A 16,417-nucleotide genomic window follows, 5' to 3' on the forward strand; every position below is an offset into this window, starting at 1 on the left:
GAGAAACACCCATGAACCGTCGCCTCACCCGGACGCTGATCCTGCTCACCGCCGCCGGAGTGGCCGCCGTGCCGACCGCCGCGAGCGCCGAGGTCGTCTCCGGCGGCAACCACGGGACGGTCATCGTCGGCGACGACAACCAGGTCGCCGGCTACGACATCATCAACGCGGGCCACGACGCCACCGTCGGCTCCCACAACGGCGCGAGCGGGACGACGGCCGGGGTCGCCGCGGGCGCCATGGAGGCCGCCCAGGCCACGGGCGGCAACTACGGGACGGTGATCATCGGCGACAACAACCAGGTCGCCGGGGACGACATCGTCAACGCCCTCAACGACGCCACCGTCGGCTCCTACAACGGCACCTCCGGGATGGCCGCGACGATGACCGCCGCCGTGAAGGCGATCACGGGCTGAGTACCGCACCCCTCGCGTCTCGCGCCGCCGCGCCGGAACGGGCTTCCGGTGCGGCGCCGCAGTGCCGTGTCCGCGCCCGGCACTGCGGCGCGGTCGGCCGGAGGGACCGGGGCGGGGTTCGGTGTCGGCACGTGTCCGCGGGGCGTCGGGGTGTCGGGGTGTCGGGCCGACAGCAGGTCCGCCCGGGTCAGCCCGAGCACGGCGGCGACCCGGTCGAACCCGAGCGGGTCGAACTCGGGCCCCGAGCGCAGGAGTCGGCGAAGACAAGCGGGCGACATGGCGGCCCGGTCGGCCAGCGTGCCCTCGTTCATGCCGAGTTCGTCACGGTGCCGGACGATCCGGCGGGCGATGTCGCGGGGACCGGGCCGGCCGGTCCTGGTGGCGATTCCTCCGAGCACGGCGGGTCAGGCCCGGAAGAGGGCGACCTTGAGCGCCCCGGTGCCGGCCGCGTCCGCGAACGTGTCGTACGCGTCCTGCATCTCGCCGAGGCCGAACCGGTGCGTGACCAGGCCCCCGACGTCCAGCCGGCCGACGGCCAGCATGTCGAGCAGCAGCGGGGTGCTGTGGGTGTCGACCAGGCCGGTGGTGATGGTGACGTCGCGGATCCAGAGGTCCTCCAGGTGGAGCGCCGCGGGCTTGCCGTGCACGCCGACGTTGGCCACCCGGCCGCCGGGTCGCACCAGGCGGGTGCAGAGCTCGAAGGCCTCGGGCACGCCGACCGCCTCGATCGCGACGTCCACGCCGAGCCCGTCCCGGCTCAGGCCCCGGACGGCCTCCGGGGTGGCTTCGGCCACGGTCAGGGTCGAGTCGGCGCCGAAGCGCTTGGCGGCGTCCAGGCGGCTCTGCGCGAGGTCGACCGCGATGATGCGGGCGGGGCTGTACAGCCGGGCGGTGAGGATCGCGGCGAGCCCGATCGGCCCGGCGCCGACGATCGCCACGGTGTCGCCCGGCCCGACCCGGCCGTTGCGGACGCCGACCTCGTACGAGGTGGGCAGGATGTCGGCGAGCAGCAGGGCGTCCTCGTCCCGGACGCCGTCGGGCAGCTTGTAGAGGGAGGTGTCCGCGAAGGGCGTGCGGACGTACTCGGCCTGGCAGCCGTCGACGAGGTGCCCGAGGATCCAGCCTCCGCCCCCGGTGCACTGGCCGTAGCTCGCGGCGCGGCAGTAGGCGCAGCGGCCGCAGGCGGAGATGCAGGAGACCAGGACGCGGTCGCCGGGCGCGATGGTGCGGACGGCCGGTCCGGTCTCGGTGACGGTGCCGACGGCCTCGTGGCCCAGGACGCGGCCCTCCTCGACCTCCGGGACGTCGCCCTTGAGGATGTGCAGGTCGGTGCCGCAGATGGTGACCGCGTCCACCCGGACGACGGCGTCCTCGGGATCGCGGACGACCGGGTCGGGGACGTCGCCCCAGGTACGGCGGCCGGGCCCGTGGTAGGTGAGCGCTTTCATGCTGCGGTCGCTCCTCTCGGACGGCGGAACCCTGGCGGTCCCGCTCGCCCTTCCAGCGTTCCGCGCGACCGCGCCCGCAGCCAGGGGGCCGGTGGGGTGCTCCGATGGGGCCGTTGGGCCCCTTTCCGCCCGACGTGGCCCGGGTCGCGCGCCTACGCTGGTCAGTGGGCACCGGGGGCGAACCGGGGAGGTTCCCTTGGGCAGCGCGTCGGAGAGCAGCGCATCGGAGGCGGGTGCGTCGGAGGCGGGTGTGTCGGAGGCGGGCTCGTCGGAGGCGGGCTCGTCGGAGGCGGGTGCGTCGGAGGCGGGCTCGTCGGAGGCGGGCTCGTCGGAGGCGGGTGCACCGCAGACGGGTACGCCCGTACCGAAGCTGCGGCTGGACGAGCTCCTGGACGAGCTCCAGGCCCGCTTGGACGTCGCCCGCGGCACCCGCGACCGCATCCACAGCCTGCTGGAGGCGGTGCTGGCGGTCGGGCGCGACCTGGAGCTGACCCAGGCCCTGCAGCACATCGTGGAGGCGGCCGTCACCCTGGTGGACGCCGAGTACGGCGCGCTCGGGGTGATCGGCGAGGACCGGCGGCTCTCGCAGTTCATCCCGGTCGGGGTCACGGACGAGCAGGTGAAGGCGATCGGCGCCCTGCCGTCCGGGCACGGCATCCTCGGCGAGCTGATCCGTCACCCCGAGCCGCTGCGGCTCGGCCGGATCTCCGACCACCCGGCCTCATACGGCTTCCCGCCGAACCACCCTCCGATGCGGAGCTTCCTGGGGGTGCCGATCCGGATCCGCGGCACGGTGTTCGGGAACCTCTACCTGACCGAGAAGCGGGGCGGGGGCGACTTCGACGCCGAGGACGAGTCGGTGCTCGCCACCCTCGCCGTCGCCGCCGGCGTGGCCATCGACAACGCCCGGCTGTACGCCCGGGCCCGGCAGCGGCAGCGCTGGCTGGAGGCGAGCGCCGAGGTGACCAGCAGCCTGCTGTCGGGCAGTGCGGAGCAGGAGGTGCTGGACCTGCTGCTCGCCCGGTCGGCCGAGATCGCGGGCGCGGACCTCGCCGTGTTCGCCGCGCCGCTGCCGCAGGCCCGCGAGCTGGAGGTGCGGATCGCCGTCGGGCTGGGCGCGGAGGAGCACCGCGGTCTGGTGCTGCCGGTCGAGGGGTCGTTCGCCGGCGCCGCCCTACGCACCGGCGGGCTGGTGGTCAGTCCCGACGTCCGGAAGGACCCGAGGATCACCGTCGGGCCGCCGCGCTGGGCGGGCCTGGGCCCGGCGGTCGCCGTCCCCGTCGGGACCGCCGACCGCGGCGTCCGCGGGGTGCTGCTGCTGGCCAGGGCCGCCGGTGCGCCGTTGTTCGACGGAGGCGAGACCGGGCCCCTGGTGGGCTTCGCGGGCCAGGCGGCGGTGGCCATGGAGCTCGCCGAACGCCGCCGGGACTCCGAGCAGATCGCGCTGTTGCGCGAACGCGACCGGATCGCGCGCGACCTGCACGACCTTGCCATCCAGCGGCTCTTCGCCACCGGGATGACCCTGCAGGGCGCGACGCGCTTCATCGAGCACCCCGAGGCAGCCGCCCGTGTCCTGCGGGCGATCGACGACCTGGACGAGACCGTCAGGATCATCCGCGCCACCATCTTCGGGCTTCGGCTGCGCGAGCGCGGCCCGGCGGCGGACGGGCTGCGCAGCCGCGTCGTCGAGGTGGTCGAGCGCGCCGCCGGCTCGCTCGGCTTCGCGCCGGCCCTGCGGATGAGCGGTCTGCTCGACGTCACGGTGCCCGCCGAGGTCGCGGACGCGGTCGTCGCCGTCCTGGAGGAGGCGCTGTCCAACGCGGCCCGCCATGCCAAGGCGAGCAGCGTCGAGGCCAATATCGTCGCCGACTCGGAGGTGACCGTCACCGTGACCGACGACGGCGTCGGCCTCCCCGGGGGCGGCCGCCGCAGCGGCCTCGCCAACCTCGCCGACCGGGCCGCCGCCCTGGGCGGTTCCTTCACCGCGCGCGCCCGCCCCGAGGGCGGCACCGAGCTGCTCTGGCGGGTTCCGCTCCCCGGCGGATAGCCACGGGTTCAGGGCCGGTCCAGCACCTCGCCCGGGGCCAGGCGGGGCGTCGGGGCGCCCTCGGGGCCGTAGCCGAGGCGGATCAGGATCTGGACGTGACCGGGGCCGTGGTGCGGGTCGCGGGCCTCCCAGCGCAGGTAGGGCCATTCCATGGCCTGGTGCAGCAGGGACGCGCGGACGCCGTGGACGGTGGCGGCGAGCAGGACGTGCTCCAGGGCGAGGCCGGCGCGCAGCCAGTCCTCGGGGGTGTCGTGCTCGGTGGCGAGGACGGCGATCCGGGGCTCCACCTCGAAGTGGGCGGGGGCCCGGTGCTCGGCGGCGTGGAGGGCGGCGAAGTCGCGCATCGGCAGGTGGCCGAGCGCGTCCTGGGGGCCGAGTGCGTCAACCGGGATGCCGTACGGCGGTGCCTCCCCGGTGCGGACCCAGCTGCGGCTCTCGGTGCGCTGGGCTTCGTCCGTGGTGTTGCGGAGTTCGGCCTCGGCGGTGAGGTGCAGCAGTCGGGCGGTCTCCTCGTGGTCGGGCAGGTGGAGCAGGGCGTCCTCGGACCTTGCGGCGATGGCCAGTTCGTCGAGGACGGCCGGGGGGACGGGCACGCCGGTGAACGGACTGCGGCTGGAGTGCCGGCGCCAGATCGCCTCGTACAGCTTCTCCGTGCCCGGTACCGGTGCGGCGGCCGGGGTGTCGAGCTCGACGGCGGCCAACAGCTCGGGTTCGGCCGGGTCGGGGAGCAGCCGCACCTCCGGCGCCCAGCCGAGGTGGCGGGCGGCGACTCTCAGGTTGAGGACGGCCGCTCCGACGGAGATGTGCAGCGCCCGGCCCCGCGGGTCGACGGCCGGGACGGCCCGGCTGCGGTCGGCCCGGACCTCCAGGGTCGAGGTGTCCGGCTGGAGCCGGAAGCGCCAGGGCTGGCTGTTGTGGATCGAGGGCGCCGCCACCGCCGCGGAGACGAGCTTCTCCAGCGCGACGGCGTCGAGGGCGAGGGTGGGCATGGCCGCCTCCAGGGGGATCGATCACCTCCACCATGCGGCCGGGGGGCGGTGTGCCGCTTGGGCCGTTCGACTCTGCCTGCGGGCCGTCCGGCCCCGTCCTGGGCCGGGCCGGGGAGCCGGCGGGCTCAGTGCGGGCGCGGGTGGTGCTGCTGCTCGGGGTCGGCGTGGGCGGCGAGGACGGCGGCCTGGAGGCGGCGCTCGACGCCCAGCTTGGCGAGCAGGCGCGACACGTGGTTCTTCACCGTCTTCTCGGCCAGGTAGAGCTCCCGGCCGATCTGCCGGTTCGTCTTGCCCTCCCCCACCAGGACGAGGATCTCCCGCTCGCGGGGTGTCAGGCCGGCGAGTGCCGCGTCACTCGCGCTCTCCTCCTCGTGGTGGCGCAGGCTCTCCATCAGCTTGGTGGTGGTGGCCGGGTCGAGCATGGACTGGCCGGAGGCCACCGTGCGGACCGCGCCGACCAGGTCGGCGCCCTTGATCTCCTTGAGGACGTAGCCGGCCGCTCCGGCCATGATCGCGTCGAGCAGGGCGTCGTCGTCGTCGAAGGAGGTCAGCATCAGGCAGGCCAGGCCGGGCATCCCGTCCCTCAGCTCCCGGCAGACGCTCACACCGTCGCCGTCCGGGAGCCGCACGTCGAGCACGGCGACGTCCGGGCGCAGCGCGGGCACCCGGGCGAGGGCCTGCGCACAGGTGCCGGCCTCGCCGACGACCTCGATGTCCGCCTCGGTCTCCAGGAGCTCCCGGACGCCCCGGCGGACCACCTCGTGGTCGTCCAGCAGGAAGACGCGTACGGGCCGGGGCGTGTCCATGGCCTGCTCCGTGGGGGTGCGCGGGCGGTGACACCACCGATTCTGCGCGTCCGCGCCGCCCCGCGCAGCACGTCGGCGGGCCGCCGACCGGCGGCCGGGCAGCAGGAAGGTCGAGTCCGCAGACTGGAGGCAGACCGGTCGGCACGGAGGTCACGTCGTGGCAGCAGACCCACCCGCGGGGTATCCCGACATGCCGGACCCGTGGACGCTCCGGTACCGGGGCCACGACCCGGCCGAGGAGGGGCTGCGGGAGGCCCTGTGCGCGGTCGGCAACGGGTACGTGGTCAGCCGGGGCGCCGCGCCGGAGGCGGTGGCCGACGGGGTGCACTACCCGGGGACGTACCTGGCGGGCTGCTACCACCGGGCGGCGTCGGCCGTCGCCGGCCGTGTGGTCTCCAACGAGGACCTGGTCAACTGCCCGAACTGGCTGCCGCTGACCTTCCGGCCGGCGGGCGGGGCGTGGTTCACCGGACCGCCCGCCGAGCAGACGCTGGAGCTGGACCTGCGTCGGGGACTGCTCACCCGCACCGCCCTCGTCGTCGACGGGCACGGGCGGCGGACCCGGCTGGTGCAACGCCGTCTCGCCAGCCAGGCCCGGCCGCACCTGCTGGCCCTGGAGAGCACCTTCACCCCGGAGAACTGGTCCGGCCTGCTGGAGGTGCGCTCCGGACTGGACGGCAACGTCGCCAACACCGGGGTCGCCCGCTACCAGGGTCTGGCCGAACGCCATCTCGTCCCGGCCGGCCAGGGGGCGGACGAGTCGGGGCTGATCCGGCTCGAAGCCGAGGCGGTCGACTCGCCGCTGCGGATCGCCCTGTGCGCCCGCACCGGCGCCGACCGCGCGCACACCGCCGCGACCGAGGAGCGCGAGGGCTGGGCGGCCCACCTCCTCGCCCTGGAGGCCACCGCGGGGCGGTCCGTCACCGTCACGAAGACGGTCGCCGTGCACACCTCCCGCGACCGGGCGGTCGAGACCCCGCTGCACGCCTCACGCCTGCTCGCCGCCGAGGCCGGCGACTTCGGGCAGCTGCTCGCCGAACACACCCTGCGCTGGGCGGAGTTGTGGCGCCGCTGCGGGATCGAGGCCGACTTCGACGGCGCCGGTCCACTGCACCTGAACCTGTTCCACCTGCTCCAGACGTACTCCGAGCACTCCGTCGACCTGGACGTCGGCATCCCGGCCCGGGGGCTGCACGGCGAGGCGTACCGGGGGCACGTCTTCTGGGACGAGCTGTTCGTGCTGCAACTGCTCGACCTCCGCTTCCCCGAGCTCGCCCGCGCCGTGCTGCGCCACCGCCACCGGCGCCTGGACGCCGCCCGGCGGCAGGCCCGCGCGCTCGGACTGCGGGGGGCGGTCTACCCGTGGCAGAGCGCCGGCGACGGCCGGGAGGAGTCCCAGCAGCTGCACCTCAACCCGCTGTCCGGCCGCTGGCTGCCCGACCACAGCCACCTCCAGCGGCACGTAGGCTCGGCCGTCGCCTACAACGTCTGGCAGTACTACCAGGCCACCGGGGACCGGGACTTCCTCGCCACGGCCGGCGCCGAGATGCTGCTGGAGATCGCCCGCTACTGGTCCTGCGCCGCCGTCTACGACCGGACCCGGGAGCGCTGGTCGATCCGCGGGGTGCTCGGCCCCGACGAGTACCACGACGCCTACCCCTGGGCGGCGCGGCCGGGCCTGGACGACAACGCCTACACCAACGTGCTGGCCTCCTGGGTCCTGGCCCGCGCCCGGGACGCGCTGGACCTCCTGCCCGGCTACCGCAGCGACGAGCTGCGCGAGCGCCTGGCCCTCGACGCCGCGGAGCTGGAACGCTGGCAGGACGTCGGCCGGCGCCTGCACGTGCCCTTCCACGACGGCGTCCTCAGCCAGTTCGACGGCTACGAACGGCTCGCCGAGCTCGACTGGGCGGGCTACCGGCGCCACTACCCGGACCTGCGCCGGCTCGACCGGATCCTGGAGGCCGAGGGCGACACCGTGAACCGCTACAAGGCCTCCAAGCAGGCCGACGCGCTGATGCTCTGGTACCTGTTCTCCGCCCGCGAGGTGCGTGACCTGCTGCGGCGTCTCGGCCACCCGGCAGGCCACGAGCTGCTGCGCCGCACCACCGACTACTACCTGCGGCGCACCGTCCACGGCTCGACGCTCAGCTCGGTGGTGCACGCCTGGGTGCTCACCCGCTCCGACCGCCGCGCGTCCTGGCGGTACTTCCGCGAGGCCCTGGTGGCCGATCTGCGGGACAGCCAGCACGGCACCACGGCCGAGGGCGTGCACCTGGGCGCCATGGCGGGCGCGGTGGACCTGCTGCAGCGCTGCTACACCGGCCTGGAGATCCGCGAGGGCGCCCTCTGGCTCGACCCCCGACTGCCCTCCGCCCTCGGCAGCCTGCGGCTGGACCTGCGCTACCGGGGCCACTGGGGCCTGGTCGTCGCCGTCGACCGGCGGACGGTCACGGTGAGCCTGCGCGAGGACCGGCAGGAGCCGGTCCGGGTCCGCCTGCGCGGCACCGAGGCGACGATCCGGCCCGGCGAGGCCCGGTGCTTCCACCTCTGACGGTCGCGCGCGGGCGGCCGCTGTACGAGGGCGGCCGCTGCGCACGGCTCGGCCTTCCGGGCCGTCCCGCCGTTCCCCCGTTCCCCCGTTGGGCCTGACGGCCCCGATCCGGGCCGAACGGCCCACCCCCGCCGGACGCCTCCGGCGCGAGGCTGGAGGTGACGAAAGGTGGAGACCATGCACACCGTGATCGTGTACGAGAGCATGTACGGCAACACCCGGGAGATCGCCGAGGCGATCGCCGAGGGTGTCCGCCAGGCCGACCCCGGGGCGGCCGTGGACTGCCTCGCGGTGGCCGAGGCCGACGCCGAGCAGACCCGGTCCGCGGACCTGCTGGTGGTCGGCGGCCCGACCCACATGCACGGCATGTCCTCCGGGCTCAGCCGCCGGATGGCCGCGATGGCCGAGGGTCACAAGGAGGGCCACGAGGCGGCGGCCGCCGAGGCGCGGGAGACCGCCGCGGGCCCGGGCCTGCGGTCCTGGTTCCACGACCTCCCGAAGACCGAACCGGGCACCCACGCGGCCGCGTTCGACACCAGGGCCGACATGGCCCGGTCCGGCGGCGCGGCCGAGGGCATCGCCCACCGGCTCGCCCACCACCACTTCGACGTGGTCGCCGAACCCGAGGGCTTCATCGTGGAGGACGGCGACGGCCCGCTGCGCGCCGGGGAACTCGACCGCGCCCGCGCCTGGGGTGCGGGGCTGGTCTGACCGGGGCGTCCGGACACCGGGGACGAACGCTTACCGACCGCTCGACCCGGTTGTCCGGAAATCGCCGCTTGTCCGTAATGAACGGTTGTGTTCCCTATCTCCCGGGACTAGTGTCGGTGGAGGTGAACGAATCCGTCCCCTCCCGTCGTTCACCCCCGAGTCATTGGGGAACCTGCCATGGTCACCTCGCGTGCCCTGGCCACGGCTCCGCCCGCGACCGCACGTCGGGGCCAGCACCCAGGGATAGCCCTCACCGTCATCGCGGCCACCCAGCTGATGGTCGTGCTGGACATCACGATCGTGAACATCGCGCTGCCGCACATCCAGCAGGCGCTGAACTTCAACACCACCGACCTGTCCTGGGTCATCAACGCGTACACGCTGACCTTCGGCGGGCTGCTGCTGCTCGGCGGCCGGGCGGGCGACATCCTCGGCCGGCGCCGGGTGTTCATGGTCGGCGTCCTGGTCTTCAGCTTCGCCTCGCTGCTCGGCGGGGTCGCGCAGTCCTCCGCCTGGCTGCTCGCCGCGCGGTCCCTGCAGGGCCTCGGCGGCGCGATCGCCTCGCCGACCGCGCTCGCGCTGATCGCCACCAACTTCAAGGAGGGCCCGGAACGCAACCGGGCCTTCGGCGTGTTCTCCGCCGTCGCGGGCGCGGGCGGCGCCATCGGGCTGCTGCTCGGCGGCATGCTGACGTCCTGGCTGTCCTGGCGCTGGGTGTTCTTCGTCAACGTGCCGATCGGCATCGCGATCGCCCTGCTGGCGCCGCTCTACATCAACGAGTCCGAACGGCACCCCGGACGCTTCGACCTCACCGGCGCGTTCACCGCCACCGCGGGCATGGTCTCCCTGGTGTACGGCTTCATCCGCGCCTCCGAGCACGGCTGGACGGACCCGGTGACGCTGACCTCGTTCGCCCTCGCCGTCGCCCTGCTGGCCGCCTTCCTGCTCAACGAGCGGCGCGTGCCGCAGCCGATCACCCCGCTGCACCTGTTCCGCGACCGCAACCGCTCCGGCGCGTACGGGCTGATGCTCTGCGTGGCCGCGGCGATGTTCAGCATCTTCTTCTTCATCACCCTGTTCGTGCAGGAGATCCTCGGGTTCAGCCCACTGCGGGCCGGCTTCGCCTTCCTGCCGATCAGCGTGGCCATCATCGCCGCCGCGCAGTTCGCCGCGCGCAACCAACTGCGGTGGGGTCCCAAGCCGTTCCTGGTCACCGGCTCCGTCCTGGTGCTGGCCGGTGTCGCCTGGGCGGCCCAGATCGACGTCAACACCACCTACGTCGGCGGCATCCTCGGCCCGACCCTGCTCTTCGGCTTCGGCATGGGCTCGATCTTCGTCCCGGTGATGCTCACCGCCGTCTCCAAGGTCGCCCCGCACGAGACCGGGGCCGCCACCGGCATGCTCAACACCACCCAGCAGGTCGGCGGCTCCCTCGGGCTGTCGATCCTGGTCACGGTCTACGGCACCGCCAGCCGCAACGAGGCGGGCAAGCAGGTCAGCGCGTTCCTGCAGCAGGCCACCCCGCAGGAGGCCCTGCGCTTCAAGGCGACCGGGCGGCTCCCGGAGCCCTACTCGTCACAGGTCCTGGTGCACGGCATCGCCAGCGCCTTCCAGATGGGCCTGGTCTTCGCCGCCCTGGCCGTCCTCATCGCGACGCTCGTCATCAAGGTCCGCCGGCTCCCGGCCACGGCGGACGTCAGTCCTTCGGGGGGCGGTGCTTGACAGGGCGTCAGGGTGGGCGCAAGTCTTTCCCGTAATGGTTTTCATCTTCGATAACCATGGCGGTGGCTGCTGCCCACCGACGCCCACGCACGCCCCACACCCCCGAAAGAGGACACCCATGTCGCTCGACGTCTCCCCCACCCTCCTCGCCCAGGCCCGGGAGGGCCGCGTCGACCAGGCCGACTTCCTCGCCACCGTCCGGGACTCCCTCCCGTACGCCTACCAGGTCGTCGCCGGGCTCAGCACCGAACTCGCCGCCGGCGACGACGAGTTCACCACCGACAACACCACGCCCAGCGACGAGCAGCGGGCCCAGCTGCTGCGCGCCCTCGCCAGCAACGCCATCCGGGGGAGCCTGGAGGACCACTTCGGCGTGAAGCTCGCCTTCGTCAACTGCCACCGCGTCGGCGCCTTCCGGCCCGGCGCCGAGGACAGCGACGCGTACCGCGAGTTCACCTCGCTGCACAACCAGATCCGCAACCAGAGCCCGGAGCTGCGCAGCTGCTGACCGGCGGCCGCACACGGGGCCCGCGCCGCACCGGGCGCGGGCCCCGCACGCATGACGCCGTGTTGCGCGCCATTGCGGTCTGTCGCACGCCATTGCCGCCGTTTCGGTGTGTTGCACGCTGCTTCGGTCCATTGCACGCCGTTGCGGCCCGTTGCGGCCGGATGTCCGGATGGCGCGCCGATCTTGTCGGACCGGGACCAGGACGCCTACGTTCGAAGGGCACCACCGCCGCGGCCCTCCCCGGGACCGCCTCACACCTCGCGGAGCCGCCCACCATGCCGGACCCTCGTCCTCTGCGGAAGCTCGGCTTCCTGACCATCGGGCTCTTCGACGAGGCGGACCCGCGCCGGGGCCACGAATCCACCCTGGACCTCATCACCCTCGGCGAGCAGCTCGGCTTCGACAACGCCTGGCTGCGCCACCGCCACCTCCAGTACGGCATCTCCTCGCCCGTCGCCGTGCTCGCCGCCGCCTCCCAGCGCACCAGCCGCATCGGCCTCGGCACCGCCGTCACCCCACTCGGCTGGGAGAACCCACTGCGCCTCGCCGAGGACCTCGCCACCCTCGACATCCTGTCCGACGGCCGGCTCAACCCGGGCTTCTCCGTCGGCCCGCCCGTCCACTACGAGCACGTACGCGGCGCGCTCCACCCCGACACCGCTGAGCACGAGGACTTCAGCCCCCGCCGCGCCGAGCGCCTGCTCGCCCTCGTCCGCGGCGAGGACGCCTCCGACTTCGACGGCACCGAGGGCATCGAGGTGTACTCCCGGAGAGTCCAGCCGCACTCCCCCGGCCTCGCCGCCCGGCTCTGGTACGGCGCCGGCAGCCTGCGCTCCGCCCGCTGGGCCGGCGAACAGGGGATCAACCTGCTCACCAGCAGCGTGCTGAAGGCCGGGACGGACGACGGGCCGCTCGACTTCGCCGCGATCCAGGCCGAACAGATCCGGGCCTTCCGCGAGCGCCACCCCGACGGCGAGCGGGCCCGGGTCTCCCAGGGGCTGGTGGTCATCCCCACCGACAGCGCCACGCCCGAACAGCGCGCCAGGTACGAGGCGTACGCCCTCACCCGCGCCCCGCGCACGCTCGCCCCGCAGGGACCGGCCCGGCTGCTGTTCGCCCCCGACCTGGTCGGCACGTCCGAGCAGCTCGTCGAGCGGCTGCACGCCCACGCCGGGTACCGGGAGGTCGACGAGGTCGCCTTCGCCCTGCCGTTCACCTTCGAACACCGGGACTACGTGCAGATCCTCACCGACCTCGCGACGCGGCTCGGGCCCGCGCTCGGCTGGCAGCCGGGCGGGCGCCCCGCTGCGGAGTCCGGCTGACCGGCCGACCGGTCGACCTGCCGGTGCGGCGACCGGGGACCGCACCGGCAGGTCGCCTACCCTCGCCGCCATGCACCCCACCGGTCCCACCCTCCCGCTGCTGCGCCCGCCCGAGACGCTCCTCGACACGCCCGGCACCCGGCTCAGCCACGGCGGCGTCCTGGACACCCCGGCCGGCCTGCTCACCGTCCTCGCCCTCGAACACCGGCCGGTGCCGCCGCAGGGCGGGGCCGTGTCGCCGTGGCTGGTCTACCTCACGATGCCCGGCCGCCCGTACGGCACGCTGGCGCTGCCCCGGCTCCTCGACGACCAGGAGTACGGCGTCCAGTTGGTGATCTGCCAGTTCGGGCAGGTGGCGGAGCGGCGGGGGCTGGTGCTCGTGATGCACCACGCCTTCCTGCCCCGGTCGGTGGGGCTCTTCCTCGACGCCGCCGTGACGCCCTCCCCGGCGGCCGACCTGCTCGCCGAACCCGCCCTGCTGGAGCCGTCGCGGGACGGCGGGGCGGGCGAACGGGCGGGCGGTGCTCCGGAGGGCGTCCGGGTCTGGCACAGCGGGGTCCTGCGGGTCGGCGGACTGCTGTACACCCGCCTGGAGGCCACCGCCGACCGGCCCGGGCTGCTCGTCGGCCCGGCCTGGGACCCTTCCCCGCGTCGGCCCGCCGACAGCCCGCCGCCGCTGGAGGTCCGGACCGAGCCCCCGGGCGGCCACCGCCACTTCGCGCGTTCCTGGGGCGAGGAGCACTCCGCCGTCGACGCGGTCCTCCTGGCCGAGCGCGCCCCGCTCCGACTCGACTGGACCTGCCACCCGCTGGGCATGTCCAACACCCGGGCGCTCGGGGCGGGTTGACCGCCACTGACGCCGCCGGATGTCGGCCGGCGGCGGTGGCCGTTGCGGTGCGGCCGACGGCGGCGGCCGTTGCGGGGCTTCGGAAGGTCTCAGGCTCTGGCCAGATGAATAAGCGCTTGCTTAGAATCAGGCCCGTCGAGTTCCCGAGCCGAGTACGCACCCAGGAGACGTCATGACCGAAGACACCGGAGTCAACCGCCAGATCCGCCTCGCCCGTCGGCCGGTCGGGGAGGTCCGGGCGGAGGACTGGGCGCACGGGAGCGAGCCGGTCGCGGTGCCCGGGGACGGCGAGTTCCTGGGGCGGACGCGGTACGTGTCGCTGGACCCGGCGATGCGGGGGTGGCTGGACGACCGGCCCTCGTACCTGCCGCCGGTGGGGCTGGGCGAGGTGATGCGGGCGGGGTCGGTGGTCGAGGTCGTCGCGTCGAACCACCCGAAGTTCCGGGTCGGGGACCACGTGGTCGGGGCCTTCGGGGTCCAGGAGTACGCGGTGTCGGACGGCAAGGGCGCGATCACGGTCGATCCCGCGCTCGCGCCGCTCTCCACCTACCTCGGCGCCCTCGGGATGCCCGGCATGACCGCCTACTTCGGGCTGCTGGACGTCGGGGCGCTCAAGGAGGGCGAGACCGTGGTGGTCTCCGGCGCCGCCGGGGCGGTCGGCACCATGGTCGGGCAGATCGCCAAGGTCAAGGGCTGCCGGGTCGTCGGCATCGCCGGCGGTCCCGAGAAGTGCGCGCTGCTCACCGAGGAACTGGGCTTCGACGCCGCGATCGACTACCGCGCCGAGGACGTCCGCAAGGCGCTGCGCACACACGCCCCGGACGGCATCGACGTCTACTTCGACAATGTCGGCGGCCCCATCCTGGACGCCGCACTGACCCGGCTCGCGATGCACGCCCGGGTGGTGATCTGCGGGGCGATCAGCCAGTACAACAACGAGACCGCCGTCGAGGGCCCGTCCAACTACCTGTCGCTGCTGGTGCGGCGGGCGCGGATGGAGGGCTTCGTGGTGTTCGACTACGCCCGCCGGTACGCGGAGGCGGCCGCCGAGATCGCGGGCTGGATCGGCGACGGCCGGATCAAGGTGAAGGAGCAGGTGGTGGAAGGCACCGTGGACGACTTCCCGGAGACCCTGCAGATGCTGTTCCGCGGCGAGAACACCGGCAAGCTGGTGCTCCGCCTCGGCTGATCCGCTCCGGCTGGTCCGCTCCGGCCGAACCGATCCGGCTGATCCGGTTCGACCGATCCGCTCCGCCCGAGCAGACTCCTCGGGCGGCCGCTTCCCCCGGGCGGCCGCCCGAGGCCCCGATCAGAGGCCCGGGAGCGAGGCCCCGGTCAGAGGCCCTGGAGCGAGGCCCCGGGCAGGGGCCCGCAAGTCAGAGCAGGCGCTTGATCTCGCCGCGCGCCCGGTAGAAGCCGCCGGACGCGGACTCCCGTACCTCGGCGACCAGGTAGCGCGCCCCGGGGACCCGGATGTCCTTCGGGAACTGCACCCGCCACGTCGGGTCGTAGCCCTGCGAGAGCACCCGCACCCGCAGCCGGGCGCCGTCCTGGACGCACTCCACCTCGATCCCGCCGCCGGTGCCGGCCCCGGCGGTCACCACGACCGTCTCCAGCGCCGTGCCGGCCAGCACCGGCTCCCAGCCCGCGCTCCCGACCTCGGCGGTCTTCGGCAGCGTGCCGTCCTCGGCCGCCCGGACGGCCTGCTCGCTCGCGTCCAGGCAGGCCAGCGAGCCGTCGGTGGTCACCAGGTACAGCCGGCCGTCCCGGTACTGCATGCTGTACGCCGAGCCACAGCCGGTAGCGAGCTTCCACAGCCGGGTGCCGTCGGCCGCGAAGCAGTACACCGACGAGTGGTTGTCCCCGGCGAAGACGTACTCGCCGTCCGGGGACGCCGCGCAGGAGAAGACGGCGGCGTCGCAGCGGTAGGCGGCCACCTCGGCGCCGTCCGACTTGCGCAGCCGGTGCACCCAGCCGCGCCCGGTGCCGGCGAACACCTCATCGGCCTCCTGCCAGCCGAACAGCACCTCGCCCTTGGTGGGGGTGTGCCACCGCGGGTCGCCGCTGCGGTTGTCGTAGCGGGCGACACCCCGCGAGTGGCCGTGGTAGACGCCGTCGGCGTCGCAGCGCACCATCCAGCCGTCCCGGCCGTCGGCCTGACGGCGCCACTGGAACTCGTCCTCGTGGTCCACCGTGGTCAGGCCGCCGCGCTCGTCGGCGACGCCGAGCACGCCGTCGTGGATGTCGAGCCAGTAGATGTCGACGTCCTGGGCTATCTCGTACGCGACCCGCGGGACCTTGCCGCCCAGGTCGTAGACCTTGCCATCGTCGCAGCCGGCGTAGATCCACCAGTCGTCCGCGACGATGCACTTGACGCCGTCCGGCAGGCCGTAGCGGGCGGTGACCTCGCCGTCGTGGGTGAGGGTGTAGACGTCACCGCGCTCGTTGCCGACCCAGGCGTGCTCCTCGCCGACGAAGATCCCGAAGGCGGGCGAACCGGAGCGGAACCGCCACAGCAACGGCGCCTGACGGGCGGTGGAGCGGGTGCTGACGATCTGCCGCCTGGTCACCTCGCGGCGCTGGCGCACGCCCTGGACCGCGGGGGCGTAGCCCTTGCGGACCTTCTCGCCGATCTTCTTCGCGGCCGCGGCGGACGCCTTCTCGACGCTCGGGTACCCGGTGGCCTTGCTCTGCCCGGGCTCGCCGATCCGCCCGTACCGGACGGTCACCACCGCGCCGGCGAGCCGCACCTCGTAGAACTTGTGCGCACTCCCCTCGTCCTCGGACAGTTCGAGGTAGGTGACCTGCTCTCCCACGGCGACGGACACGGCGGAGTCCCCTTTCGGGCAACGGAGATGGATCGCGGGGGCTGTTCGTGCCCGCCGACGACCCCAAAGCTATGCCCTCGCACCGACAATCGCCCCGCCGGGCCCCGGGCCCGGGCGTTGCTCGGCGCGGATGTCCTGCGTTGACGGCCCGCCGGCTGCCTGGTCACCGGGGGTCGCCGCCGGGGCCGCCGCCGGATTCGCCGCCGGGCCCGCCGCAGG

The 16,417-nt window shown here is 74.1% G+C and carries 14 protein-coding genes; 9 read left to right on the top strand and 5 right to left on the bottom strand.

The window, feature by feature from the left end; genetic code table 11:
* Positions 1-11: 11 nt before the first annotated feature.
* Positions 12-416, top strand: a complete 405-nt coding sequence (locus tag ABTY56_RS11485) for a hypothetical protein (protein WP_350628373.1) — start codon at positions 12-14, stop codon at positions 414-416.
* Here the strand turns inward: ABTY56_RS11485 and ABTY56_RS11490 are convergent.
* Positions 353-814, bottom strand: coding sequence for a hypothetical protein (locus ABTY56_RS11490; protein ID WP_350628374.1), 462 nt, complete (start codon positions 812-814; stop codon positions 353-355). The genes ABTY56_RS11485 and ABTY56_RS11490 overlap by 64 nt on opposite strands.
* The gene (locus ABTY56_RS11495) at positions 738-2,309 is read right to left on the bottom strand and encodes a pentapeptide repeat-containing protein (RefSeq protein ID WP_502893089.1); all 1,572 of its coding nucleotides are present in this window, start codon (positions 2,307-2,309) and stop codon (positions 738-740) included. Before ABTY56_RS11495 ends, ABTY56_RS11490 begins: the two co-directional genes overlap by 77 nt.
* Here ABTY56_RS11495 and ABTY56_RS11505 point away from each other — a divergent pair.
* Positions 2,235-3,911, top strand: a complete 1,677-nt coding sequence (locus tag ABTY56_RS11505; RefSeq protein ID WP_350628491.1) for a sensor histidine kinase — start codon at positions 2,235-2,237, stop codon at positions 3,909-3,911. The two genes, ABTY56_RS11495 and ABTY56_RS11505, sit on opposite strands and share 75 nt — an antisense overlap.
* A gap of 8 nt (positions 3,912-3,919) precedes the next feature.
* On the opposite strand, the gene ABTY56_RS11510 is transcribed toward ABTY56_RS11505, so the two are convergent.
* Positions 3,920-4,900 carry an Acg family FMN-binding oxidoreductase gene (locus ABTY56_RS11510; RefSeq protein WP_350628376.1) on the bottom strand — a complete coding sequence of 327 codons (981 nt, stop codon included), beginning with the start codon at positions 4,898-4,900 and terminating at the stop codon, positions 3,920-3,922.
* Between the two features lie 125 nt (positions 4,901-5,025).
* Positions 5,026-5,706 carry a response regulator gene (locus tag ABTY56_RS11515; RefSeq protein ID WP_350628377.1) on the bottom strand — a complete coding sequence of 227 codons (681 nt, stop codon included), beginning with the start codon at positions 5,704-5,706 and terminating at the stop codon, positions 5,026-5,028.
* Positions 5,707-5,896: 190 nt separating this feature from the next.
* Between ABTY56_RS11515 and ABTY56_RS11520 the strand changes: the two genes are divergently transcribed.
* From ABTY56_RS11520 to ABTY56_RS11550, 7 genes are all read left to right on the top strand, one after another.
* Positions 5,897-8,260 (top strand): glycoside hydrolase family 65 protein, encoded by a 2,364-nt coding sequence (locus tag ABTY56_RS11520; protein WP_350628378.1) that lies wholly within the window; start codon positions 5,897-5,899, stop codon positions 8,258-8,260.
* Between the two features lie 177 nt (positions 8,261-8,437).
* Positions 8,438-8,971: a flavodoxin family protein gene (locus ABTY56_RS11525; protein ID WP_350628379.1), complete on the top strand. Its 534-nt coding sequence runs from the start codon at positions 8,438-8,440 to the stop codon at positions 8,969-8,971.
* Positions 8,972-9,148: 177 nt separating this feature from the next.
* On the top strand, positions 9,149-10,693 hold the full coding sequence (locus ABTY56_RS11530) for an MFS transporter (protein WP_350628380.1): 1,545 nt from the start codon (positions 9,149-9,151) through the stop codon (positions 10,691-10,693).
* A gap of 118 nt (positions 10,694-10,811) precedes the next feature.
* A complete protein-coding gene (locus tag ABTY56_RS11535; RefSeq protein WP_350628381.1) occupies positions 10,812-11,201 on the top strand; it encodes an SCO5389 family protein in 390 nt (129 codons plus the stop codon).
* Between the two features lie 275 nt (positions 11,202-11,476).
* Positions 11,477-12,523 carry an LLM class flavin-dependent oxidoreductase gene (locus tag ABTY56_RS11540; protein WP_350628382.1) on the top strand — a complete coding sequence of 349 codons (1,047 nt, stop codon included), beginning with the start codon at positions 11,477-11,479 and terminating at the stop codon, positions 12,521-12,523.
* 70 nt (positions 12,524-12,593) lie between these two features.
* Positions 12,594-13,370 carry a hypothetical protein gene (locus ABTY56_RS11545; RefSeq protein ID WP_350628383.1) on the top strand — a complete coding sequence of 259 codons (777 nt, stop codon included), beginning with the start codon at positions 12,594-12,596 and terminating at the stop codon, positions 13,368-13,370.
* A gap of 172 nt (positions 13,371-13,542) precedes the next feature.
* Positions 13,543-14,559, top strand: a complete 1,017-nt coding sequence (locus tag ABTY56_RS11550; RefSeq protein ID WP_350628385.1) for an NADP-dependent oxidoreductase — start codon at positions 13,543-13,545, stop codon at positions 14,557-14,559.
* A 187-nt stretch (positions 14,560-14,746) separates the two neighbouring features.
* On the opposite strand, the gene ABTY56_RS11555 is transcribed toward ABTY56_RS11550, so the two are convergent.
* Positions 14,747-16,198 carry a WGR domain-containing protein gene (locus ABTY56_RS11555; protein WP_350628387.1) on the bottom strand — a complete coding sequence of 484 codons (1,452 nt, stop codon included), beginning with the start codon at positions 16,196-16,198 and terminating at the stop codon, positions 14,747-14,749.
* Positions 16,199-16,417 lie beyond the last annotated feature (219 nt).

The organism is Kitasatospora sp. NPDC097691 (genome assembly GCF_040302665.1).
Lineage (GTDB): Bacteria > Actinomycetota > Actinomycetes > Streptomycetales > Streptomycetaceae > Kitasatospora.